The organism is Achromobacter sp. JCM 18799 (genome assembly GCF_055395645.1).
The window spans coordinates 4,358,983-4,380,452 of the sequence record NZ_AP043866.1 but is presented as its reverse complement, the minus strand read 5'-3'; the positions used below and the strand labels follow the sequence as shown (position 1 = coordinate 4,380,452).

General features: G+C 65.1%; 20 protein-coding genes. 18 read left to right on the top strand and 2 right to left on the bottom strand.

Annotated features, from left to right (window positions below; all coding sequences use genetic code 11):
- The first annotated feature begins 12 nt into the window (after positions 1–12).
- The 5 genes from ACZ5YA_RS20605 to ACZ5YA_RS20585 all read left to right on the top strand — a co-directional run bounded on the left by ACZ5YA_RS20605 (position 13) and on the right by ACZ5YA_RS20585 (position 5,789).
- A complete protein-coding gene (locus ACZ5YA_RS20605; RefSeq protein WP_013391115.1) occupies positions 13–1,050 on the top strand; it encodes an aliphatic amidase in 1,038 nt (345 codons plus the stop codon).
- 69 nt (positions 1,051–1,119) lie between these two features.
- On the top strand, positions 1,120–1,926 hold the full coding sequence (locus ACZ5YA_RS20600; protein ID WP_464091160.1) for an AAA family ATPase: 807 nt from the start codon (positions 1,120–1,122) through the stop codon (positions 1,924–1,926).
- Positions 1,927–1,928: 2 nt separating this feature from the next.
- A complete protein-coding gene (locus ACZ5YA_RS20595; protein WP_464091159.1) occupies positions 1,929–3,908 on the top strand; it encodes a nitric oxide reductase activation protein NorD in 1,980 nt (659 codons plus the stop codon).
- Positions 3,909–4,005: 97 nt separating this feature from the next.
- Entirely contained in the window at positions 4,006–5,160 is a 1,155-nt protein-coding gene (locus tag ACZ5YA_RS20590; protein ID WP_059377640.1) for a transporter substrate-binding domain-containing protein, read from the top strand.
- Positions 5,160–5,789 carry an ANTAR domain-containing response regulator gene (locus ACZ5YA_RS20585; RefSeq protein ID WP_054455204.1) on the top strand — a complete coding sequence of 210 codons (630 nt, stop codon included), beginning with the start codon at positions 5,160–5,162 and terminating at the stop codon, positions 5,787–5,789. Before ACZ5YA_RS20590 ends, ACZ5YA_RS20585 begins: the two co-directional genes overlap by 1 nt.
- Before the next feature lie 16 nt (positions 5,790–5,805).
- On the opposite strand, the gene ACZ5YA_RS20580 is transcribed toward ACZ5YA_RS20585, so the two are convergent.
- The gene (locus ACZ5YA_RS20580) at positions 5,806–6,567 is read right to left on the bottom strand and encodes a maleate cis-trans isomerase family protein (RefSeq protein ID WP_286012378.1); all 762 of its coding nucleotides are present in this window, start codon (positions 6,565–6,567) and stop codon (positions 5,806–5,808) included.
- Positions 6,568–6,805: 238 nt separating this feature from the next.
- Here ACZ5YA_RS20580 and ACZ5YA_RS20575 point away from each other — a divergent pair, with 238 nt between their 5' ends.
- Positions 6,806–7,687 carry a LysR substrate-binding domain-containing protein gene (locus ACZ5YA_RS20575; protein WP_059377260.1) on the top strand — a complete coding sequence of 294 codons (882 nt, stop codon included), beginning with the start codon at positions 6,806–6,808 and terminating at the stop codon, positions 7,685–7,687.
- 479 nt (positions 7,688–8,166) lie between these two features.
- On the opposite strand, the gene ACZ5YA_RS20570 is transcribed toward ACZ5YA_RS20575, so the two are convergent.
- Positions 8,167–9,945: a M61 family metallopeptidase gene (locus ACZ5YA_RS20570; RefSeq protein WP_464091158.1), complete on the bottom strand. Its 1,779-nt coding sequence runs from the start codon at positions 9,943–9,945 to the stop codon at positions 8,167–8,169.
- A gap of 31 nt (positions 9,946–9,976) precedes the next feature.
- Between ACZ5YA_RS20570 and ACZ5YA_RS20565 the strand changes: the two genes are divergently transcribed.
- From ACZ5YA_RS20565 to ACZ5YA_RS20510, 12 genes are all read left to right on the top strand, one after another.
- Positions 9,977–10,753 (top strand): enoyl-CoA hydratase, encoded by a 777-nt coding sequence (locus tag ACZ5YA_RS20565; protein ID WP_054455195.1) that lies wholly within the window; start codon positions 9,977–9,979, stop codon positions 10,751–10,753.
- Between the two features lie 256 nt (positions 10,754–11,009).
- A complete protein-coding gene (locus tag ACZ5YA_RS20560; RefSeq protein WP_464091157.1) occupies positions 11,010–12,560 on the top strand; it encodes a DUF1254 domain-containing protein in 1,551 nt (516 codons plus the stop codon).
- A gap of 435 nt (positions 12,561–12,995) precedes the next feature.
- Positions 12,996–13,412: an ATP synthase subunit I gene (locus tag ACZ5YA_RS20555; RefSeq protein ID WP_347881390.1), complete on the top strand. Its 417-nt coding sequence runs from the start codon at positions 12,996–12,998 to the stop codon at positions 13,410–13,412.
- An 82-nt stretch (positions 13,413–13,494) separates the two neighbouring features.
- Positions 13,495–14,376: a F0F1 ATP synthase subunit A gene (gene atpB, locus ACZ5YA_RS20550; RefSeq protein ID WP_054455191.1), complete on the top strand. Its 882-nt coding sequence runs from the start codon at positions 13,495–13,497 to the stop codon at positions 14,374–14,376.
- A 118-nt stretch (positions 14,377–14,494) separates the two neighbouring features.
- The gene (gene atpE, locus ACZ5YA_RS20545) at positions 14,495–14,737 is read left to right on the top strand and encodes a F0F1 ATP synthase subunit C (RefSeq protein WP_003815363.1); all 243 of its coding nucleotides are present in this window, start codon (positions 14,495–14,497) and stop codon (positions 14,735–14,737) included.
- 144 nt (positions 14,738–14,881) lie between these two features.
- Positions 14,882–15,352: a F0F1 ATP synthase subunit B gene (locus tag ACZ5YA_RS20540; protein WP_013391129.1), complete on the top strand. Its 471-nt coding sequence runs from the start codon at positions 14,882–14,884 to the stop codon at positions 15,350–15,352.
- A 12-nt stretch (positions 15,353–15,364) separates the two neighbouring features.
- Entirely contained in the window at positions 15,365–15,904 is a 540-nt protein-coding gene (locus tag ACZ5YA_RS20535) for a F0F1 ATP synthase subunit delta (RefSeq protein WP_059377271.1), read from the top strand.
- A 28-nt stretch (positions 15,905–15,932) separates the two neighbouring features.
- Positions 15,933–17,474 (top strand): F0F1 ATP synthase subunit alpha, encoded by a 1,542-nt coding sequence (gene atpA / locus ACZ5YA_RS20530; protein WP_054455187.1) that lies wholly within the window; start codon positions 15,933–15,935, stop codon positions 17,472–17,474.
- Positions 17,475–17,572: 98 nt separating this feature from the next.
- Positions 17,573–18,478 carry a F0F1 ATP synthase subunit gamma gene (gene atpG / locus ACZ5YA_RS20525; RefSeq protein ID WP_054455186.1) on the top strand — a complete coding sequence of 302 codons (906 nt, stop codon included), beginning with the start codon at positions 17,573–17,575 and terminating at the stop codon, positions 18,476–18,478.
- A 43-nt stretch (positions 18,479–18,521) separates the two neighbouring features.
- Positions 18,522–19,922, top strand: coding sequence for a F0F1 ATP synthase subunit beta (gene atpD / locus ACZ5YA_RS20520; protein WP_059377274.1), 1,401 nt, complete (start codon positions 18,522–18,524; stop codon positions 19,920–19,922).
- A 9-nt stretch (positions 19,923–19,931) separates the two neighbouring features.
- Positions 19,932–20,357, top strand: coding sequence for a F0F1 ATP synthase subunit epsilon (locus tag ACZ5YA_RS20515; RefSeq protein WP_013391134.1), 426 nt, complete (start codon positions 19,932–19,934; stop codon positions 20,355–20,357).
- 256 nt (positions 20,358–20,613) lie between these two features.
- Positions 20,614–21,426, top strand: coding sequence for a helix-turn-helix domain-containing protein (locus ACZ5YA_RS20510; protein WP_059377277.1), 813 nt, complete (start codon positions 20,614–20,616; stop codon positions 21,424–21,426).
- Positions 21,427–21,470 lie beyond the last annotated feature (44 nt).

The following is a 21,470-nucleotide window of genomic DNA, read 5'->3' as shown; positions in this document are numbered from 1 at the left end:
AGGAGCATTGTCATGAGACACGGAGATATCTCCAGCAGCAACGATTGCGTGGGCGTGGCCGTCGTGAACTACAAGATGCCGCGGCTGCATACCCGCGCGGAGGTGATGGAGAACGCCCGCAAGATCGCCGACATGGTCGTGGGCATGAAGCGCGGCCTGCCCGGCATGGACCTGGTCATCTTCCCCGAGTACTCCACCCACGGCATCATGTACGACGCCAAGGAAATGTACGAAACCGCTTCGGCCATCCCGGGTGAAGAGACCGCGGTGTTCGCCGACGCCTGCCGCAAGGCCAACGTATGGGGCGTGTTCTCGCTGACGGGCGAGCGCCACGAAGAGCATCCGAACAAGGCGCCGTACAACACGCTCATCCTGATGAACAACAAGGGCGAGATCGTGCAGAAGTACCGCAAGATCATGCCCTGGGTGCCGATCGAAGGCTGGTATCCGGGCGATTGCACCTATGTGTCGGAAGGCCCCAAGGGCTTGAAGATCAGCCTCATCATCTGCGACGACGGCAATTACCCCGAGATCTGGCGCGATTGCGCCATGCGTGGCGCCGAGCTGATCGTGCGCTGCCAGGGCTATATGTATCCGGCCAAGGACCAGCAGGTCATGGTGTCCAAGGCCATGGCGTGGATGAACAACGTCTATGTGGCGGTGGCCAATGCCGCGGGCTTTGACGGCGTGTATTCCTATTTCGGCCATTCGGCCATCATCGGCTTCGACGGCCGCACGCTGGGCGAATGCGGTGAAGAAGACATGGGTGTGCAATACGCCGAGTTGTCCACCAGCCTGATCCGCGACGCGCGCAAGAACATGCAGTCGCAGAACCACCTGTTCAAGCTGGTGCACCGCGGCTACACCGGCAAGATCAATTCCGGCGAAGAGGCCACGGGCGTCGCGGCCTGCCCGTACAACTTCTACGCAAACTGGATCAACGATCCGGAGGGCACGCGCAAGATGGTCGAGTCCTTTACCCGGTCCACCGTGGGCACGCCGGAGTGCCCCATGGAAGGCATCCCCAACGAGGACGCCAAGCACCGCTAGGCATGCCTGCCGACCATCCGGTCCGTCCGGCCCGCCGCGCCGGACGGACGCCTTCCGAGGACATGAACCGTGCCGTCTCCGCTCGAAACCTACCGGATTGCGCAAGAACCCTTCTACCGTCCCACGGGACGGGAAACCGCGTTATACGAGCATGCGTACGCGCACCGGCTGCCCATGATCCTCAAGGGGCCAACCGGCTGCGGCAAGACGCGCTTCGTGGAGTACATGGCCTGGAAGCTGGGACGCCCGCTGGTCACGCTGGCCTGCAACGAGGACATGACTGCCTCCGACCTGGTGGGCCGCTACCTGCTGGATGCCGACGGCACCGCCTGGCACGACGGCCCGCTGACGCTGGCCGTGCGCCATGGCGGCATCTGCTACCTGGACGAGATCGTCGAAGCGCGCCAGGACACCACGGTGGTGATCCATCCGCTGACCGATGCCAGGCGCATCCTGCCGCTGGACAAGAAGGGCGAGGTGGTGCGGGCCCATCCGGACTTCCAGCTGGTGGTGTCCTACAACCCCGGCTACCAGAGCAGCGCCAAGGATCTCAAGCCCTCTACCCGGCAGCGTTTCGTGGCGCTGGATTTCGACTATCCGGAGCCCGGGCGCGAAGCCGAGATCGTGGCGCATGAGGCCGGCATAGACACCGGCTTGGCAGAGCGGCTGGTGCGCATCGCGCACAGTTCGCGCGAGCTCAAGCGTCACGGCTTGGACGAGGGCGTGTCCACCCGCATGCTGATCTACGCCGGCATCCTCATCCGCGACGGCGTCAGTCCCGCCGAAAGTTGCGACATGACCATGACGCGCGCGCTGACCGACGATCCCGACATGGCGGCGGCGCTGCGGGCGCTGGTCGACGCGAACCTGGAATGAACATGCGAGCCGTCCTGTCCGCGGGTGAAGGGGCCGGCGCTGGCGCACGCCTGGCCGGCACGCTGGGCGACAAGCTGCGCCGGCTGGCCGCGCGCGGCGGCGAGGACCAGGCGGTTCAAGCGCGGCGCTGGATCGAAGCGCTGCACCGTGAAGACCCCGATTGCGCCGCCGCGGTGGCGGAGCGCTTCGACCAGTTGATGGCGAAGCTGACGGCCGGCGGGCTGGGGCGCTGGATGCTGGCCGGCCTGCGGCGCTACGAGCGCCAGCCCGGTCCGCTGCGCGCCTATTTCCAGCTGCGCGATGCCTATGCCCGCGAGGCCTTGAACAGCGAAGCGGGCGCGCAGGAGCTGGAAGCCGCGCAGGCGGGGCTGTCGTGGCTCTTGTGCGGCCTCGCAGGCAGGGCGATGGCGGTCGAGGCCTTGCGGCGTCCGACGCTGGACGGGCCGCCGTCGCGCCCCATCCTCGCGCCTTCGCATTTGCTGGTGCCGGACAGCTATACCGTGCTGGACGGCGCCGACCGCCGGGCGTTGTACCGCGCGGCCGTGGCGCATGCCGCGGCCCATCTGCGCTACTCGCCGGCCACGCAGCCGGTACTGAGCCTCAAGCCCATGGGCGTCGCAGTGGTGTCGGCTATCGAGGATGCGCGGGTGGAGCGGCTGCTGGCGGCCGACTATCCCGGCGTGCGCCGCTGGTTCCGGCCCTTCGTGCCGCCGCCGCCCGATCCGGCGGACCTGGGATTCGCGGCGCTGATCCAGCGCATGAGCCGGCTATTGATGGATCCGTCGCTGCACGACGACAACCATTGGGTGAACAAGGCGCGGGCGCTGTTCGAGGCGCAAGCCGCCGACCTGCGCGACACGGCGGCCTTTCGCCGCCTGGCGTCGGTGCTGGCCAACGACCTGGGCCAGATGCGGGTGCGCTTCAACCCGCAGCAGTACGCCGTGCCCGTGCCCTATCGTGACGACAACGCCTATCTGTGGGACTACGGCGACGCGGCAGAGCCGCCGCCTGAGCTGACCCTGGGATCGCAGGGTGTGGCGCCCGAGCGGCGCGACGCCGCACCGCAAGGCCAGGACGAGCCGGCGCCAGCCGCCGACGAAACGGAGCTGGGACGCTACCGATATCCCGAATGGGACTACAAGCTGGGCCGCAGCCGGCCGGACTGGTGCACCGTGATCGAGAAGCTGCCGGGTTGGACCGGCACGCCGCCGCCCGCGCCCGCCGGGCCTGCGCAGCGCCTGGCCCTGCCGCAGTCGCGCCGCCTGAGCCGCGCGCGCCGTTTGAGGCGCCAATGGGAGGGCGATGACATCGACCTGAACGCCGCGATCGAGGTCTTGATCGACCGGCGCCTGGACCTGGCCCCCGACGCCCGCTTCTTCATGCGGCCCGGCAGCCAGCCCTGCGCCAGCAGCACGCTGGTGCTGCTGGACCTGTCGGCGTCGGCCAACGACCTGGCGTCCGACGCAGGGGCGGCGGTGCTGGACCTGGAGAAGCGCGCGGCAATGCTGCTGGCGCAGGCCACCTCAGGCGACGGCGACCGGATTGCCGTGCACGGCTTTTGCTCGGACACGCGGGCGGCGGTGTACTACTACCGCCTGCTGGAGGCCGGGGCCCCGATCGCGGCCGCGTTGGGCCGCATAGGCGGGGCCCAGGCCCGTTATTCGACGCGCCTGGGCGCGGCGTTGCGGCATGCCGGCGCGCTGGCGCTGCAGGTGCCGGGAGAGCGGCGCGCCATCATCGTCGTGACCGATGGCGAACCCTCCGATATCGACGTGCACGACCCGCGCTATCTGGTGGACGATGCCCGCGAGGCGGTGCTGGAACTGCGCGGGCGAGGCGTCAGCGTGCATTGCGTCGCGTTGGACGCGCAGGCCGAACCGCAGCTGCGCGCGATGTTCGGTTTTCGCGGTTACCGGATCGTGACAAGCCCGGCGGCATTGCCGCAGGCGCTGATCCGCGCCTATGCCAGGACGGCGGCATGACCACCCCAGGAATCCACGTGTTGACGGCGGCTGCGGCTGTGCTGAAACTGATGAACTCGACAAAGGATGGATGTCCGCGCCAGCGGGCCTCCCGATCATGGCAAACAAAGATCCTATCCGCGTAGGCGTGTTGTTTTCCGAAACAGGTGCCACATCGACCATAGGCCGGTCCCAGCTGCATGGCACCTTGCTGGCCATCGACGAGATCAACGAGGCGGGCGGGGTGGATGGCCGCGAGATCGTGCCGGTGCGCTACGACCCGAGGTCCGACCCCGCCACCTATAGCGTGCTGGCCGAAAGACTCATCACGCAAGACCGCGTCAACGTCATATTCGGCTGCTACATGTCCAGCAGCCGCAAGGCGGTGCTGCCGGTGGTCGAGAAATGGAACCGCCTGCTGTTCTATCCGACGCTGTACGAAGGGTTCGAGTTTTCGAACAACATCATCTACACCGGCGCCGCGCCCAACCAGAACAGCGTGCAGCTGGCGGAATTCATGACCGCAAACTTCGGCGCGCGGGTCTACCTGATCGGTTCGGACTACATCTATCCCTACGAGTCCAACCGCATCATGGGCGAACTGGTGCTGCAGCGGCAGGACAGCGCCAAACTGGGCGAACGCTACGTGCCCTTGACCGCGACGGAGCGCGACTACCGGGAGATCCTGGACGACATCCGCAACAAGCGGCCGGACTTCATCTTCTCCACCGTGGTGGGCAATTCCACGGCCTGCCTGTACCGCGCCTATGCGGATGCGGGCTTCGATCCGAAGACCATGCCCATCGCCAGCCTGACAACCTCCGAAGCGGAGATCTCGCAGATGGAGCCCGAGGTGGCGGCCGGCCACTTCACTTCGGCGCCGTATTTCCAATCCATCGATTCCGATATCAACCGGCGCTGCCTGGAACGATTGCGGCGGCGCTTCGGCCATGACTGCGTGCCCAACCTCTGCTGGGAAGCGGCGTACTTCCAGATGCACATCTTCGCCAACGCCTTTCGCGACACCGGCACCGACGAGATCGCGCAGATCCTTCCGCGCGTGCTGCAAAGCGAATTCCAGGCGCCGCAGGGCCGCGTGCGCATCGACCCCACCAACCACCACACCTGCCTGTATCCGCGTGTCGGCAGGGTCAACGCCAAGGGCCAATTCACCATCGTGCGCGAGGCCACGCGGTCCGTGCATCCCGATCCGTACCTGGTCACCCATTCGCTGGGCGACTGGACGGCCACCCTGAGTTCGCTGGATATCTGATGGGCGATACCGCCAGCCGCCAGCGCGCGGAGCGCGCGACGCCATCCCTGCTCAAGGACCTGCGCACGCTGCGGATCGCCGTCTATCACCCCGACGATGCCGATGGCCGCCAATTGACGCAGCAGCTGCAACGGATCGGCTGCCAGGTGCAGACCTTCTGGCCTCCGGCGCCCACCTTGCCCGAAGGGCTGGATGCGGTGTTCCTGGCCGTGCGTCCGGACGTGATCGACCTGGGTTTCGAGTGGGCCAAGAGTGAAGACGCGCCCATGGTCATCGCCATCGTCACCTACGAGAATCCAACCATCGTCGAGGCGGTGTTGCGCATCGGCGCGAAAGCGGTGCTGCCTTCGCCCGTGCGCTCGTTCGGCCTGTTGTCGTCATTGGTGGTGGCGCGCCAGGTCTACGACGACATCAAGTCGCATGCCCGGCGCCTGCGCAAGCTGGAGGGAAAACTGCTGGGCGTGCGCCGCATCGCGGAAGCCAAGAGCATCCTCATGCGCACGCGCAACGTCACCGAGGACCAGGCCTACGACCTGATCCGCGAGCAGGCCATGAACAAGCGCGTCACCACCGAAGAGATCGCCGGCGCCATCGTCAACGCCAACGAAATCCTGTCGCTGGGCAAGTAGGACGCGCCGCGCAGCCTCAGTACTTGCCCGTCAGCAGTTCGCCCGCATTGGGCACGCGCGCTTCCAGGTCCAGCACCTTCAGCATGCGGTAGACGGTGGCCGCGGCCGCTGTCACCACCGGCAGACCCAGGCGGTCCTGCACCGGCTGGATCGACGCCAGGGACGGCATCTGCACGCAGGCGGACAGCACCACCGCGTCCACGCCGCGCGTGTTCAGGCGATCCACATGGCTGGCCGGCGCCATCGGATCCTGCGCGCCAACCTTCAGGTTGTCGGGAATCTCCAGCGACAGGCTGTCCTGCACCTCGATGCCTTCGTTCTCGATGTAGTCCACCACCAGCTTGGTCAGCGGCTTCATGTAGGGCGTCAGGATCGCGACCTTGCGGGCGCCGATGGCGTGCAGGCCTTCCACCAGCGCGCCCGCGCTGGAAATCACCGGCGCCGGCGCGCCGTTGTCCACCGTGGCCTGGTGCAGGCGCTCCTGCGAGACGCGGTGATAGCCCAGCCCCTGGCTCATGATCGCCACCAGGCAGGCATAGCCCAGCACGTCCACGCGCGCATCGGACAGCTCCTGCGCGCAACGGTCCGACTCCCGGTCCATCGACGCCAGTTCCGCCGCCGTCACCTGCTTCATGCGCATGCGGCTGGAATGGAAGGTGAAGCGCTCCGGCGCGATGGTCTCGCGCAGGCGCAGCATGGCCGGGATCTCCGTTTCCATGGTGGTGTTGGAACTGGGGACGATCTGGCCGATGCGCAGGGCGCGGGGGGATGTGGTCATGGCGATGCTCCTCGAAAGGCGTAAGAGGGCCGGCCCGCTGCGGCGCGCGGGAACTCGGCAATGCGGAATGCGGATGTCAGCCGGTGGCGGTGCCTGCGGCGGCGAGCGCTGGTCTCATGGCAGGTCCCCGGATGTTTGTCGTGTGCTCTATCGGCAGGACTTATTCTGGTCGCCGGGAACGATATTTTCCAATATAGTTTTTATCTGGTTTGATATCTTTCCCAAATAACTGGCCGCCATGGAAATCCGCCAACTCCGTTATTTCGCCGTGCTGGCCGAAGAGCTGAACTTCACCCGGGCCGCGGCGCGCCTGCACATCTCGCAACCGCCGCTCAGCCTGCAGATTGCCCAGCTGGAGCGCGAACTCGAGGTCAAGCTGTTCGACCGCAACAACCGCCGCGTGACCCTGACCGAGGCCGGCGAAGCCTTCCTCAACGACGTGCGCGCGCTCCTCGCCAGCCTGAAGGACGCCACCGTCCGCGCCCGCGCCGTGGACCAGGGCCTGGCGGGCCGCATCGAGGTCGGCCTGTCCGGCTCGCACTTCATGGGCCCCGTGCCGGCGCTGATCGCCCGCTACAAGGCCTCCCATCCCCAGGTCTCGGTCCTGCTCAACGAAATGAACCCCGCCGCGCAGCTGGACGCGCTGCGCGGACACCGCATCGACGTCAGCATCTCGCGCACCGCCGTCGACGATGAAGAACTGCAGTCCATGCCCCTATGGCCCGATCCCGTCGTGGCCGTGCTCCCCAAGGGCCACCCGCTGTCCGCCCGCAAGCGGCTGGCACTCGGCGACCTCGCCGGCGAAGCCTTCGTCATGCTGCGCCAGGACACCTCCGCCTTCGCCCGCACCTTGGCCGAAACCTGCGCCCGCGCCGGCCTGCCGCTGTCAGCCGCCCAAACCGTCGCCGAAGTCCCCGCCCAATTGGCACTGGTCGCCGCCGGCCTGGGCGTTGCCTTGGTGCCGCGTTCCGCCTGCCGCCACGCCACCGACCGCATTGCTGTTTGCACGTTGCCCGCCGACATCGCCCGCGCCATGGTCTATGCCGTCACCCGCCGGCAAGGCAGGAGACGCGCGCTGGATACGTTCTTGCAGACGGCGGCGCAAATGAAGGAAGAGTGACAACCGCAAGCGTTCATTCGACGCGCCGAGAGACCCGCCAAATTCAGAAGCAGCATCAACCAGCGCGCAGCGCCATCACCGATCGCAAGACACCGCATAAGCCCCAGAAGGCCGCCCGCGCGGCCGCCCTGGGGCGGACCCCGCAAGACACACCACCCATCCGCCAGCCGTGGCCAAAACGCCAAGCACACCACCCGCCCCAGCGCTCGCCAAGATTCAAACAGCACAGCCTGGCGCGGCGGCCCGGCCGGTGGCGCGGGGCGTCGATAAGCCCAAGGGAATCCGAAGGAACCGCCGCAGGCGGTGACGAGGATGACGCAGGGGCAGTCCGGAGCGAACGCTCCGGACCGCAATCGTTGCCCCGCGCCACCGGCCGGGCCGCCGTGCCAGGCGTCTTAAGAACACAAAGACCGGCCCCAAAAACAAGGGACCGTCTCACAAAAAGACGGCCCCAAGAAAACCAAGCAAAGCAAAACAACTCAGCCCGTCAACACGCAATCCAAAGCCTCCGGCGCACCCAACCGCACCCGGAACGCTCTCAACTCATCCCGCCGGAATACATGCACGGTCACGCGATCCCCCGCCCGGTACTGCGCCAATAGCAGTTCCAGCCCCGCCGGCGCATCCACCCGCAAGCCGTCCACCGCCACCAGCACATCCCCCGCCGACAACCCGCCCTTGTGCCCCGTGCCGCCCTCCAGTACCGTCGCCAGCACCAGCGATTCCCCCTGCTTGCGCGTACGCACATCCAGCGAAGGAATGTTGGCCGCCGTCTTCCATTGCAGCTTGATGCCCTGCGGCTCCAGCAGCTCCGCCAGCGGCACATCCGCCGTTCCATAGGCATGGCGCGCGATGAAGCGCCGTGTATCCACGCCCGTGGCTTCGAGGATCAGCGCCGGCAGCCCATCCTCCGGCAACCCTTGCGGCTTGCCCTGATAGAAATCACGCCCATAGCGGCTCCACAGCAGACGCATCACATCGTCCAGCGAGTGCGCACCGTCCGTTTCCCGGCGGATCAGCAGATCCAGTCCCAGCGCCACCAACGCACCCTTGGTGTAATAGCTGACCAGCGCATTCGGTGAATTTTCATCCTGCTTGTAATAACGCGTCCAGGCATCGAACGAACTCTCCGCCACCGACTGCTTCAACCGCCCTGGCGTACGCGCCACGCTGGTGATGGTCTTGGCCAGCAGCCGCAGATAGTCAGGTTGCGTGATCGCGCCCGAACGCAACAGCAGCAGATCGTCGTAATAGGACGTGAAGCCCTCGAACACCCACAGCAGGCGCGTCAGGTCGGGCTGCGAGAGATCATAGGGAACAAAGGCGTCCGGCTTGATCCGTTTGACGTTCCAGGTATGGAAATACTCATGGCTCACCAGGCCCAGAAAGCCGCGATAGCCTTCGCCCTGGCCTTGCTGGCCCATCACCGGCAGATCCTTGCGCGCCGTCATCAGCGCCGTGCTGGCGCGATGCTCCAGCCCGCCATAGCCGTCGCCCGTGACCATGGTCATGAACACGTAGCGGTCCGAGCTGTCCAGGAAAGGCGCGCGCTTGGTGCGCGGCTCGAAGAACGCAATCTGCGTTTCGCAGATCTTGCGCACGTCTTCCGTGATGCGTGCCAGGTCCAGGTTGGGCGTAACCCCGGTGAACACCAGTTCATGTTCGGCGCCATGCGCCGTGAAGCTCGATACCTGCGGCGTGCCCATTTCCACCGGATGATCGATCAGCGCGTCATAGTCCGGCGCCAAATACAGCCCGAAACCATGGCGGCGCGCGGCGCCCTTGTGGCCGCGCGCTTCCGGCAGACTGGTGTAGACCTTCCAGCCCGGAATCGAGCGCGGTGGCGCCAGGTCCACCAGGCAGGGCAGGTGGTCCTGGCCATGAACCCGCAGGAACACGCTGGTGCCGTTGAAAAAGCCGTGGGTCTCGTCCAGGTGCGCGCCGCGCACCGACAGATCCCAGGCATAGACCTCGTACTCCACCCGCAGCGGACCCTCGCAGGGCGCAGCCTGCCAGGTATGGTTGTCGATCTTCTCGACAGGCACGCGCCGCGTGCCCGAATGGGCCGTCAGCGATTCGATCTGGCGCGAGAAATCGCGGATCAGATAGCTGCCCGGAATCCAGGCCGGCAGCGACAGGCGCTGGCCGTCGGGGGAGGGCGCTGCGATGCTTAGGGTTATCCGGTAGCGGTGTCCGGCCGGATCATGGGGCGCGAGGCGGTAAAGTAGCGGCAAAGCGTAGTCTTTTTCCATGGCCATATCTTACTTTCATACTTATTCGGAGACATCAATGAGCGAGTCGTTTGTGCTGGTCGAAACCCGGGGCCGCGTCGGCCTGCTGACGCTGAACCGCCCCAAGGCCCTGAACGCCTTGAACGATCAACTGATGGATGAGCTCGGCGCGGCCCTGCTGGCGTTCGAAGCGGACGCCGATATCGGCGCCGTGGTCATCACCGGCAGCGAAAAGGCCTTCGCCGCCGGCGCCGACATCGGCGCCATGAAAGACTGGTCATACATGGACGTGTATGGCAGCGAATACATCACGCGCAACTGGGAAACGCTCAAGCGCATCCGCAAACCCGTGATCGCCGCCGTGGCCGGTTACGCCCTGGGCGGCGGCTGCGAACTGGCCATGATGTGCGACATCATCATCGCCGCCGACACCGCCAAGTTCGGCCAGCCCGAAATCAAGCTGGGCGTGATCCCGGGCGCCGGCGGCACCCAGCGCCTGCCGCGCGCGGTGGGCAAGGCCAAGGCCATGGACCTGGCGCTGACCGCCCGCATGATGGGCGCCGAAGAAGCGGAACGCGCCGGCCTGGTGTCGCGCGTGGTGCCGGCCGACAAGCTCATGGAAGAAGCCATGGACGCGGCCACCGTCATCGCCTCCATGTCCTTGCCGTCGGTCATGATGGCCAAGGAGTGCGTCAACCGCGCCTTCGAAGGCTCGCTCAACGAAGGCCTGCTGTTCGAGCGCCGCGTGTTCCATTCGCTGTTCGCCACGGAAGACCAGAAGGAAGGCATGGCCGCGTTCACCGAAAAGCGCAAACCGGATTTCAAACACCGTTAATCCTTGTTACGCCCGGGCGGCCAGCCCGGGTACGCCAGGATCCGCCCCGCGCGCCCTCCCAGGGCGCGTTTTTTTTGCATGCCTTCAAGCGCATGAGGGGCGTTGCGCCTTGAAACGGTTCGGCAGCACCTTGTTGCAGAGTTCGGCCCTATCCTGAAAAAGCGTCACCGCGAGGTGCCGCGCCAGAGAGGCTTGCCCGAACTGGCAAGTCCGGCGCGGCGGCTCGCTTGCAGAAAAAATCAATAAGGAGCCTTGCATGCGTACATCCATCGCTACCCGCCGCTGGTCCGCCGCGGTCCTTGCCGGCGCGCTCAGCGCCTGCTTCGTTACCGCCGCCCAGGCGCAATCGCCGCGCCCCTCGTTGCGCCTGGTGTCCGAGACGCCGTATCCGGCCGCCTCCGCGCCCGCGGCGCAGATGAGCGAGCAAGAGCTGCGCGACATCGCCATCGACGCCTATGTCTATGCCTATCCGATGGTGCTGATGGAATTGGCCCGGCGTAAGGCCACGGCCGTGCAGACGCCGCTGGACGGCAAGGCGCCGGTGAACCAGTTCGGCCACAAGGCCGCCTTCCCCGATCCGCGCGCGGGCGACGTGCCCTGGCCCAGCGCCGATGCGCTCTATTCGAGCCTGTGGTTCGACGTGTCGCGCGTTCCGCTGATCGTGAACCTGCCCGCGACCGGCGACCGCTATATGGTGTTGTCGGCGCTGGACATGTGGAGCGACGTATTCGCCTCGCGCGGCACGCGCACCAACGGTAGCGGCGCCCAGTCCTTCGCCATCGTCGGCCCTGGCTGGCAGGGCAGCGTGCCCCCCGGCATGGACGTGATCCACAGCCCTACGGCTACCGGCTGGCTGATCGGCTGGACCCAGGCGGGCGGTCCGCAGGACTATGCCGCCGTCAATCAGATCCAGGCCGGCATGACCGCCAGCCCGATGGCCGCGCCCGTCACCGCCAGGCCCGCAGCCAACCGCGGTTCCCGCAGCGCCTATCCGCAGACCGGGGCCGGCGTGGGGTCGGCGCCGATCGGCAGCGACCTGCCGCCGCCCATGCCCGTGACCGTGCCCGACGGCACGCCGGCCGAACAGGCCGCCGGCATGGACGCGGCCTCGTTCTTCACGCTGTTCTTCGACGTGATGCGCAACAACCCGCCGCATGCCAACGACACGCCCATTCTGGATCGCATGCGCCGCATCGGTTTGGACAGCCGTCAGCCGTTCTCGTATGGTCGCCTGAGTCCCGCCGTGCAGCAGGCGCTGGCGCAGGCCCAGCCGCTGGCGGGCCGGCGCATCGCCGACGGCGTATCGCGCCTGGGTACGCCCATGAACGGCTGGAGCACCGTGCTGTCCGGCATCGGCACCTATGGCACCGACTACACGCGCCGCGCCGCCATCGCCTATGCGGGCCTGGGCGCGCCGACCCCGGAAGACGTGCTGTACCCGGTCACGGTGTCCGACTCCAAAGGCCGCGCGCTGAATTCCAATGAAGACTACGTGCTGCACTTCGACAAGGGCCAGCTGCCGCCGGTCAACGCCTACTGGTCGCTGCACGTCTACGACGACAAGCACGGTTTCGCCGACAATCCGGCCAACCGCTATGTGCTGCGCAGCACCGACGGCCTGAAGTACAACGCCGACGGTTCGCTGGACATCTACATCCAGCGCCGCGACCCCGGCGAGCGCAAGCGCTCGAACTGGATCGCCACGCCGGCCGCCGATGCGCCGTTCCTGCTCAGCATGCGTTTGTACGCGCCGCAGGATACGGCGCTGGACGGACTGTGGGCGCCGCCGCCGGTCAAGGAGGATTGATCCTGTTTTGATGGTATAAAGCGCGGCCTCCGTGACGGAGGCCGCGCTTCATTGAGCAGGGTTTGCTCAGCATGCTGCGAGGGGTGATTCGCGTCCCTAATTTCGGCCGATCCAGGCGTTGTTTGCGCCTTACAAACGGCCGAAAGTTCATTTGCTAGGGTAAAAAGAATCACGCTATACTCTGCGGGTTTGACGCTTGCGGGATAAGAACACGTAGCGGCTGACAAGTAGCGGGCACGGCGTTGATGAGCCTTTTGAAATCAACGACTTGGCGCCGGCTATGGGAGGCAGCTACGGGCAGCGAGACGCGCCGGTTCTGATAGGGGCAAAGAAGCAAAGCGAGGAAGTTTGATGCAACAGAACTCCATGCAGCATGAAGTGCGGCAGGGTCCGGTTGACGGTCAGGGTCAGCAGCAAGCAATGTTTGACCACGACATGGCGGATAAAGTTCTGGTTCTCAGTGACGCGGATCGCGCGGCGCTGAATGCTCAAGCCAGTCGCGGGCTCCTGTTGGCATTGGCAGCGCAAGGTGCCATGGGGCTCGCAGCAGCAGTAATTGCGGGGGTTGTCGGAGGGGCGGCGGCAGGTTGGTCGGCGCTGGCGGGGGCGGGAGCGTATTTCATTCCCAATGCGTTGTTCGCATTGCGCCTGGCTGTCAGCGTACGGGCCGGTAAGTCCAGTCCCTTTACCTTTCTCTCTGGTGAGTTGATCAAGTTGTTCGCAACGGCGCTGCTGTTGTGGCTGCTTTCGCGTGTGGCGCAGGATAGCCTCGTATGGCCTGCCGCGTTGCTCGGTCTGATACTCACATTGAAGGGCTATCTCCTGCTCTTGATGTTCCGCAAGTTGTCATAGCGCCGAGCAGGTTTGCGGCAAACGAAATCGTGGAATCGTCCGGTTCGCAAGGGCCGGGCACAGCAAATAGGGTAGGATTCAAATGGCTGCTGCCAGCGACGTGTCGCCTCAGTCCGCGTATATTCAGCACCACCTGGTGCATCTGAACAATACCGGTGAGAAACAGAGCGCTATCGCTCAGTTCGACATCATCAATTACGACTCGTTGTTCTGGTCCGGCCTGATGGGTCTGATCGTCATTTTCTTCCTGTGGCGCGCTGCGCGCCGCGCCACTAGTGGCGTGCCGGGCCGTTTCCAGGCCTTCGTGGAAATGATCGTCGACATGGTCGACGATCAGGCCAAGGGCATCGTCCACAACGCCAAGAGCCGTCTTTTCATCGCCCCGCTGGCACTGACCGTGTTCCTCTGGATCATCCTGATGAACGCGCTGGACTTGCTGCCCGTTGACCTGCTGCCCTCCATCTGGCGCCTGACCGGCCTGGGCGCCGAGCACGGCGATCCGCTCTACTACCACCGCATTCTGCCGACCGCCGACCTGAACGTGCCGATGGGCATGTCGCTGGGCGTGCTGCTGCTGATGTTCTACTACGGCATCAAGATCAAGCACCCGGGCGGCTTCGTCAAAGAACTGTTCACCGCGCCGTTCCACGCGCATGGCATCGGCGCCATCGTGCTGGCCCCGTTCAACCTGCTGCTGAACCTGATCGAATACGCCGCCAAGTCCGTGTCGCTGGGCATGCGGTTGTTCGGCAACATGTTCGCCGGCGAACTGATTTTCATGCTGATCGCCCTGCTGGGCGGCGCCTGGACCGGCTTCAACGGCGCCAGCATCGGCTTGGGCATCGGCCACATCCTGGCCGGCTCCATCTGGGCGATCTTCCACATCCTGATCGTTCTGCTGCAGGCCTTCATCTTCATGATGCTGACGCTGGTGTATCTCGGCCAGGCTCACGAAGGCCACTGATCCCCCGAATTTCCCGTGCTGGCCACCCGGCCAGCACGGGATAGCAAGATTATCTTGCATTGAGCAGTACCCCTTATTTTTCAATTTTTGACTTCAGATTTCTAACCAAGGAGTTGTCATGACCAACGTCGCTTTCGTTGCCCTCGCTTGCGGTCTTATCATCGGTCTGGGCGCTATCGGCGCTTGCATCGGCATCGCACTGATGGGCGGCAAGTATCTGGAAGCCTCGGCTCGTCAGCCTGAACTGATGAACGCTCTGCAAACGAAGATGTTCCTGCTGGCTGGCCTGATCGACGCGGCATTCCTGATCGGCGTGGGTATCGCCATGCTGTTCGCCTTCGCCAACCCGTTCGTCGGCTAAGGCACCGCCCGCCGGCGAAAAGGCGGGTCATGACGCTGGCGGCGGTGCGGGTGCAAGCTCCGTCGCCGCCCAGCAAAGTATCGAGTGCTCCGTGACGCCCCTTTCCGGGTGCGGTCGGAGCCGCAAGGTGTTAAAGGAACGACCGTGAATCTGAACGCGACGATCATTTTCCAGATGCTCGTGTTCTTCGTTCTTGGCTGGTTCACGATGAAATTCGTGTGGCCTCCCCTGACGAAGGCGATGGACGAGCGCCGCCAGAAAATCGCCGACGGCCTGGCCGCCGCCGAGAAGGGCAAAGCCGATTTGGCTCAAGCCCAGGCGCGCGTCAGTCTGATCGAGGCTTCTGCCAAGTCCGAAAACCACGCCCGCATCATCGAGGCCGAGAAGCAAGCCGCCTCCCTGATCGAGCAGGCCCGCCGTGAAGCGGAAGCCGAACGCGCCCGCATCGTGGCGCAGGCTGCCCAGGATGCCGCGCAGGAAGTCCAGCGCGCCCGCGACCTGCTGCGCGACGACGTCGCTGCGCTGGCCGTCAAGGGTGCTGAACAGATCCTCAAGCGCGAGGTTGACGCCCGCGCACACGCCGAGCTGCTCAACCAGCTCCGCGCGCAGCTTTAATCCGGGACCGTCATGGCTGAACTTTCCACTGTTGCCCGGCCCTACGCTGAAGCGCTCTTCAGCGCGGCGCGCGACGACAAGGCCGGCTTGCCGGCCTGGTCCGATCTGGTCAGCGAACTGGCTCAGGTCGCCTCCAACCCCGACGTGCGCGAGGCCATGGCCGACCCGCGTCTGGGCGACAAGCAGCGCGTCGAGCTGTTCTCCGGCCTGGTAAAGGCCGAACTGCCTCAAGCCGCCCGCAATTTCATCGAGCTGCTGGTCGAAAACGACCGGCTGCTGCTGCTGCCCGACATCGCCGCGCAATTCGCGGTGCTGCGGAATCGTCACGACGGCACGGCGCAGGCGGAAATTACCAGCGCGTTCGAAATGAGCGATGCCCAGGTCAAAGAGCTGGTCAGCGCGCTCGAACAAAAATTCGGCCTCAAGCTCAAGCCCAGCGTCACCGTTGATCCGTCGCTGATCGGCGGCGTGCGCGTGGCCGTCGGTGACCAGGTGCTCGATACTTCCGTACAAGCCCAATTGGCCCGCATGCGCGATCAGCTCGCCGCTTAAGGCAACTAACAGGATTCCAGGAGTCAATATGCAACTCAATCCCTCCGAGATCAGCGAACTGCTCAAGAGCCGCATCGAGGGCCTGGGCGCTTCGGCTGATGTCCGTACTCAGGGCACCGTCGTGTCCGTGACCGACGGTATTACCCGCATCCACGGCTTGTCCGACGTGATGCAGGGCGAAATGCTCGAATTCCCCAACAACGTTTTCGGTCTGGCGCTCAACCTCGAGCGTGATTCCGTCGGCGCCGTTATTCTCGGCGACTACACCGGCGTTTCCGAAGGCGACCAGGTCAAGACGACCGGCCGCATTCTGGAAGTTCCGGTCGGTCCCGAACTGAAAGGCCGCGTGGTCAACACGCTGGGCGAGCCGATCGACGGCAAGGGCCCGGTCAACGCCAAGGCCACCGACATCATCGAAAAAGTGGCGCCTGGCGTTATCGCCCGCCGCTCGGTGTCGCAGCCGCTGCAAACCGGCATCAAGGCTATCGACTCGATGGTGCCGATCGGCCGCGGCCAGCGCGAACTGATCATTGGCGACCGCCAGACCGGCAAGACCGCCGTCGCTGTCGACACGATCATCAGCCAGAAGGGCAAGGGCGTCACCTGCGTGTACGTCGCTATCGGCCAGAAGGCTTCCACGATCAACAACGTGGTGCGCAAGCTGGAAGAGCACGGCGCGATGGAATACACCATCGTCGTGGCCGCTTCGGCCTCCGACTCGGCCGCCATGCAGTACCTGGCCGCCTACGCCGGCTGCACGATGGGCGAATACTTCCGCGACCGCGGCGAAGACGCCCTGATCGTTTATGACGACCTGACCAAGCAAGCCTGGGCCTATCGCCAAGTGTCGCTGCTGCTGCGTCGTCCGCCGGGCCGCGAAGCCTACCCGGGCGACGTGTTCTACCTGCACTCGCGCCTGCTGGAACGCGCTGCCCGCGTGAACGAAGAGTACGTCGAGAAGTTCACCAACGGCGCCGTCAAGGGCAAGACCGGCTCGCTGACCGCGCTGCCGATCATCGAAACCCAGGCAGGCGACGTGTCGGCCTTCGTTCCGACCAACGTGATCTCGATCACCGACGGCCAGATCTTCCTGGAAACCGACCTGTTCAACGCCGGTGTCCGCCCCGCAATCAACGCCGGTATCTCGGTGTCGCGTGTGGGTGGCGCTGCTCAGACCAAGGTCGTCAAGAAGCTGTCCGGCGGTATCCGTACCGACCTGGCGCAGTACCGTGAACTGGCCGCCTTCGCGCAGTTCGCTTCCGACCTGGACGACGCGACCCGTCGCCAGCTGGAACGCGGCAAGCGCGTGGTGGAACTGCTCAAGCAGCCGCAATACCAGCCGCTGCAAGTGTGGGAACTGGCCGTCACGCTGTACACGGTCAACAACGGCTACCTGGATGAAGTGGACGTGGCCCAAGTGCTGTCGTTCGAGAAGTCGCTGAAGGATCAACTGAAGGCCAAGCATGCGGCCCTGATCCAGCGCATCGAAGACACCAAGGAACTGTCCAAGGATGACGAAGCCGAATTGGCCGCCGCCATCCAGGAATTCAAGAAGCACGGTGCTTTTTAAGAAAGTGATGGGTTAGGCGTCCGCGACGCCTCACCCATCCTTCCCGGATGGATGAGGCGCCAGCGGAACCCATCGGCCAGTCTTCACAGGAAAGCGCAATGCCCGGAATTAAGGAAATCCGAACCAAGATCAAGAGCGTGCAAAACACGCGCAAGATCACCAAGGCGATGGAAATGGTCGCCGCATCCAAGATGCGCAAGGCGCAGGAGCGGATGCGTGCTGGCCGTCCGTACGCCACCAAGGTGCGCGAGATTGCTGCGCACCTGATGCAGGCCAACCCCGAGTACAGCCACCCGTACCTGGTCGAACGCGAAGTCAAGGCGGTCGGCGTGATCATGGTCACGACCGACAAGGGCCTGTGCGGCGGCTTGAACACCAACATCACCCGCGTGACGTTGGGCAAGCTGAAAGAGTTCGAGAAGAACGGCATCGCCGTGCAAGCGACCGCTTTCGGCAACAAGGGCGTGGGCGTGCTGACGCGCATCGGCGCCAAACTGGTTTCCCAGGAAGTGCAACTGGGCGACAAGCCGCAACTCGACCGCCTGCTGGGCGCGATCAAGGTGCAGCTGGACGCCTACCTGGAAGGCCGCATCGACGCGCTGTACGTGGCTTCGACCCGCTTCGTCAACACGATGAAGCAGGAGCCGCTGTTCTTGCGCCTGCTGCCTCTGGCCAGCGGTTTGGATGATCCGTACCAGACGGGCGCTGATAGCCTGGCCAAGACCTCGGAAGTGAAGTCGGACTACAGCTGGGATTACATCTACGAACCCGACGCCCGTAGCGTGATCGACGACCTGCTGCAGCGTTACGTTGAAGGCCTGCTGTACCAAGCCGTGGCCGAGAACATGGCTTCGGAGCAGTCGGCCCGGATGGTCGCCATGAAGGCGGCGTCGGACAACGCCAAGAAGGTCATCGGCGATCTGCAACTGGTCTACAACAAGACCCGTCAGGCCGCGATCACCAAAGAAATTTCGGAAATCGTAGGGGGCGCTGCCGCCGTTTGAGGCAGGCAGCATCCCGTCACAAGCTATCAAGCAAGGAATCGACATGAGCAACGGAACCATCGTTCAGTGCATCGGCGCCGTGGTGGATATTCAGTTCCCCCGCGATCACATGCCCAAGATTTACGAAGCGCTCACCCTGGCCGACGAGGGTTCCTCGTTCGCCGAAAAGGGTCTGACGCTGGAAGTGCAGCAACAGCTGGGCGACGGCGTGGTGCGTACCATTGCGCTGGGCTCCAGCGACGGCCTGCGCCGCGGCATGAAGGTCACCGGCACGGGCGCCCCGATCTCGGTGCCCGTCGGCACCGGCACGCTCGGCCGCATCATGGACGTGCTGGGTCGTCCCATCGACGAAGCCGGCCCGATCCAGCACGACGAAAAGCGCGGTATTCACCAAGCGGCTCCCCGTTTCGACGAACTGTCGCCGTCGGTGGAACTGCTGGAAACCGGCATCAAGGTTATTGACCTGGTTTGCCCGTTCGCCAAGGGCGGCAAGGTCGGCCTGTTCGGCGGCGCCGGCGTGGGCAAGACCGTCAACATGATGGAACTGATCAACAACATCGCCAAGCAGCACAGCGGCTTGTCGGTGTTCGCCGGCGTGGGCGAGCGTACCCGCGAAGGCAACGACTTCTACCATGAAATGGAAGAGTCGAACGTTCTGGACAAGGTTGCGATGGTGTTCGGTCAGATGAACGAACCCCCGGGCAACCGTCTGCGCGTGGCGCTGACCGGCCTGACCATGGCCGAGAAGTTCCGCGACGAAGGCCGCGACATCCTGTTCTTCGTGGACAACATCTACCGCTACACCCTGGCCGGTACCGAAGTGTCGGCACTGCTGGGCCGTATGCCGTCGGCAGTGGGCTACCAGCCCACGCTGGCTGAAGAAATGGGCAAGCTGCAAGAGCGCATCACGTCGACCAAGACCGGCTCGATCACCTCGATCCAGGCCGTGTACGTCCCTGCGGACGACTTGACCGACCCGTCGCCTGCCACGACCTTCCAGCATTTGGACTCCACCGTCGTGCTGTCGCGTGACATCGCCGCCCTGGGTATCTACCCGGCCGTGGACCCGCTGGATTCGTCCAGCCGCCAGCTCGACCCGCAAGTCGTCGGCGAAGAGCACTACGCCGTTGCCCGTGGCGTGCAGCAAACGCTGCAGCGCTACAAGGAACTGCGCGACATCATCGCGATTCTGGGCATGGACGAACTGTCGCCGGAAGACAAGCAGGCCGTGGCCCGCGCCCGTAAGATCCAGCGCTTCCTGTCGCAGCCGTTCCACGTTGCAGAAGTGTTCACCGGTTCGCCCGGCAAGTACGTTCCGCTGGCCGAAACCATCCGTGGTTTCAAGATGATCGTGAACGGCGAGTGCGATGCGCTGCCGGAACAGGCCTTCTACATGGTCGGCTCGATCGACGAGGCCTTCGAGAAGGCCAAGAAACTGCAATAAGGAACCGATATGGCTACCCTGCATGTGGATGTCGTCAGCGCAGAGGAAGCGATCTTCTCCGGTGAGGCGAAGTTCGTGGTGCTGCCTGGCGAAGCGGGTGAACTGGGCATTCTGCCCGGCCACACCCCGCTGATTTCGCGCATACGCCCCGGGACGGTCAAGATCGTTCGTGCCGACCAAGGCGAGGAAAACATCTTCGTCGCCGGGGGCATTCTGGAAGTGCAGCCGGGCAGCGTGACGGTTCTGGCCGACACGGCTATCCGTGCCGCCGACCTGGACGAAGCCCGCGCCCTGGAAGCGCGCCAGAAGGCCGAACAGGCCCTGGCCAACGCCAAGGACAAGGCGGACATCGCCGTGGTCGAAGCGGAACTCGCCATGCTGGCTGCGCAAGCCATCGCGGCGCGCAAGCTGCGCCAAGGCGGCCGTTCGCACTAAGCGGCGAAGCTGTGCCCCGGGGTTCGCTCCGGAATCGAAAGAAGCGGCCTCCGGGCCGCTTTTTTCATGCTCGTGTTTTTCATGTCCACGTGAACGTCCGCCGCGCCGCCCTTTGTGCGAGCCGCAATGCGATCACTACGAATAGCTGCAAGGCGGTTGCAACAGTAGCCTTCAGTCTTCCTAGTCAAGCGTAGGGGGAAGCGTGCGAGAAGTCCTGGATTGCGGGGTACTGCTGGCGCCCGGCCACGATGGGCCGATGCGCGACCTGGTCGCGCTGCACCCGGCCAGGCAGACGCGTGTGCGGCTGCATCTGGTGTCGCTGAGTCCGGTGCGCTATGCGGCTCCCGGCGTGGCGGCACGCGATGCCGCATCCGGCGCGCAGAGCGATGCGCATGCGCAGGCCGAAGGCCAGGAAGCGGACGTGCAGGCGTTGGCGCGGCTGGCGGTGGCGCTCAGGCGCTACGACTGCTGCATCCTGCCGGTGGCGCCGCCATCGCTCTCCTGGACGCGGATGGCCCTGCAACAAGCGGGCAGCGCGTTGAGCACGCCGGTGCTGTTGCTGATCTCCGATGTGAAGGCGCCCGCCATCGAAGACCTGTTGAGCCTGGGCGCGTCGGATTTCATCATGCAGCCGGCCTGCCTGGAGAGCATGCGGGTGCGGCTCGGCCGCCTGGCCGGCGCGGCGCAAGGGCGAGGCTTGGCGCGGACGGATATCCGCGAGCCCGCGACGGCCTATCGCGAGGCGCAGCCCCAGTTGGGTACGGACGGGGTGTCGAGGCACGCTGTCCTGCGCTCGCGGGTGCCGGCGGATCAGGTCGAGCAAGCCTTGTCGGGCATGCGCAAGCAGCACCCGCGGCCTTCGCACGAATCCTTCCGGATCGCGAAGGCGCGAGTGGTGGACGGCTTCGAGCGCGACTATATCCGGCATGCGCTGTCGCGCCATGGCGGCAACGTGGCGCAGGCGGCGCGGGCGTGCTGCAAGCATCGGCGGGCGTTCTGGGCCCTGATGCGCAAGCACGGCATCGAGGCGGCGCCGTACCGGCAGGCCGCGCAGGAGCGGGGAGCCTGAAACGACGGGGCGGTGGCCAACTGGTCGGCGCGGGGCCAGCCAGC

Excerpts from the sequence above, each read along its gene's own strand:
- ACZ5YA_RS20605 (WP_013391115.1), top strand. The coding sequence starts at position 13 with ATGAGACACGGAGATATCTCCAGCAGCAACGATTGCGTGGGCGTGGCC.
- ACZ5YA_RS20595 (WP_464091159.1), top strand. The coding sequence starts at position 1,929 with ATGCGAGCCGTCCTGTCCGCGGGTGAAGGGGCCGGCGCTGGCGCACGC.
- ACZ5YA_RS20590 (WP_059377640.1), top strand. The coding sequence starts at position 4,006 with ATGGCAAACAAAGATCCTATCCGCGTAGGCGTGTTGTTTTCCGAAACA.
- ACZ5YA_RS20585 (WP_054455204.1), top strand. The coding sequence starts at position 5,160 with ATGGGCGATACCGCCAGCCGCCAGCGCGCGGAGCGCGCGACGCCATCC.
- ACZ5YA_RS20580 (WP_286012378.1), bottom strand. The coding sequence starts at position 6,567 with ATGACCACATCCCCCCGCGCCCTGCGCATCGGCCAGATCGTCCCCAGT.
- ACZ5YA_RS20575 (WP_059377260.1), top strand. The coding sequence starts at position 6,806 with ATGGAAATCCGCCAACTCCGTTATTTCGCCGTGCTGGCCGAAGAGCTG.
- ACZ5YA_RS20570 (WP_464091158.1), bottom strand. The coding sequence starts at position 9,945 with ATGGCCATGGAAAAAGACTACGCTTTGCCGCTACTTTACCGCCTCGCG.
- ACZ5YA_RS20565 (WP_054455195.1), top strand. The coding sequence starts at position 9,977 with ATGAGCGAGTCGTTTGTGCTGGTCGAAACCCGGGGCCGCGTCGGCCTG.
- ACZ5YA_RS20560 (WP_464091157.1), top strand. The coding sequence starts at position 11,010 with ATGCGTACATCCATCGCTACCCGCCGCTGGTCCGCCGCGGTCCTTGCC.
- ACZ5YA_RS20555 (WP_347881390.1), top strand. The coding sequence starts at position 12,996 with ATGGCGGATAAAGTTCTGGTTCTCAGTGACGCGGATCGCGCGGCGCTG.
- atpB (WP_054455191.1), top strand. The coding sequence starts at position 13,495 with ATGGCTGCTGCCAGCGACGTGTCGCCTCAGTCCGCGTATATTCAGCAC.
- atpE (WP_003815363.1), top strand. The coding sequence starts at position 14,495 with ATGACCAACGTCGCTTTCGTTGCCCTCGCTTGCGGTCTTATCATCGGT.
- ACZ5YA_RS20535 (WP_059377271.1), top strand. The coding sequence starts at position 15,365 with ATGGCTGAACTTTCCACTGTTGCCCGGCCCTACGCTGAAGCGCTCTTC.
- atpA (WP_054455187.1), top strand. The coding sequence starts at position 15,933 with ATGCAACTCAATCCCTCCGAGATCAGCGAACTGCTCAAGAGCCGCATC.
- atpG (WP_054455186.1), top strand. The coding sequence starts at position 17,573 with ATGCCCGGAATTAAGGAAATCCGAACCAAGATCAAGAGCGTGCAAAAC.
- atpD (WP_059377274.1), top strand. The coding sequence starts at position 18,522 with ATGAGCAACGGAACCATCGTTCAGTGCATCGGCGCCGTGGTGGATATT.
- ACZ5YA_RS20515 (WP_013391134.1), top strand. The coding sequence starts at position 19,932 with ATGGCTACCCTGCATGTGGATGTCGTCAGCGCAGAGGAAGCGATCTTC.
- ACZ5YA_RS20510 (WP_059377277.1), top strand. The coding sequence starts at position 20,614 with ATGCGCGACCTGGTCGCGCTGCACCCGGCCAGGCAGACGCGTGTGCGG.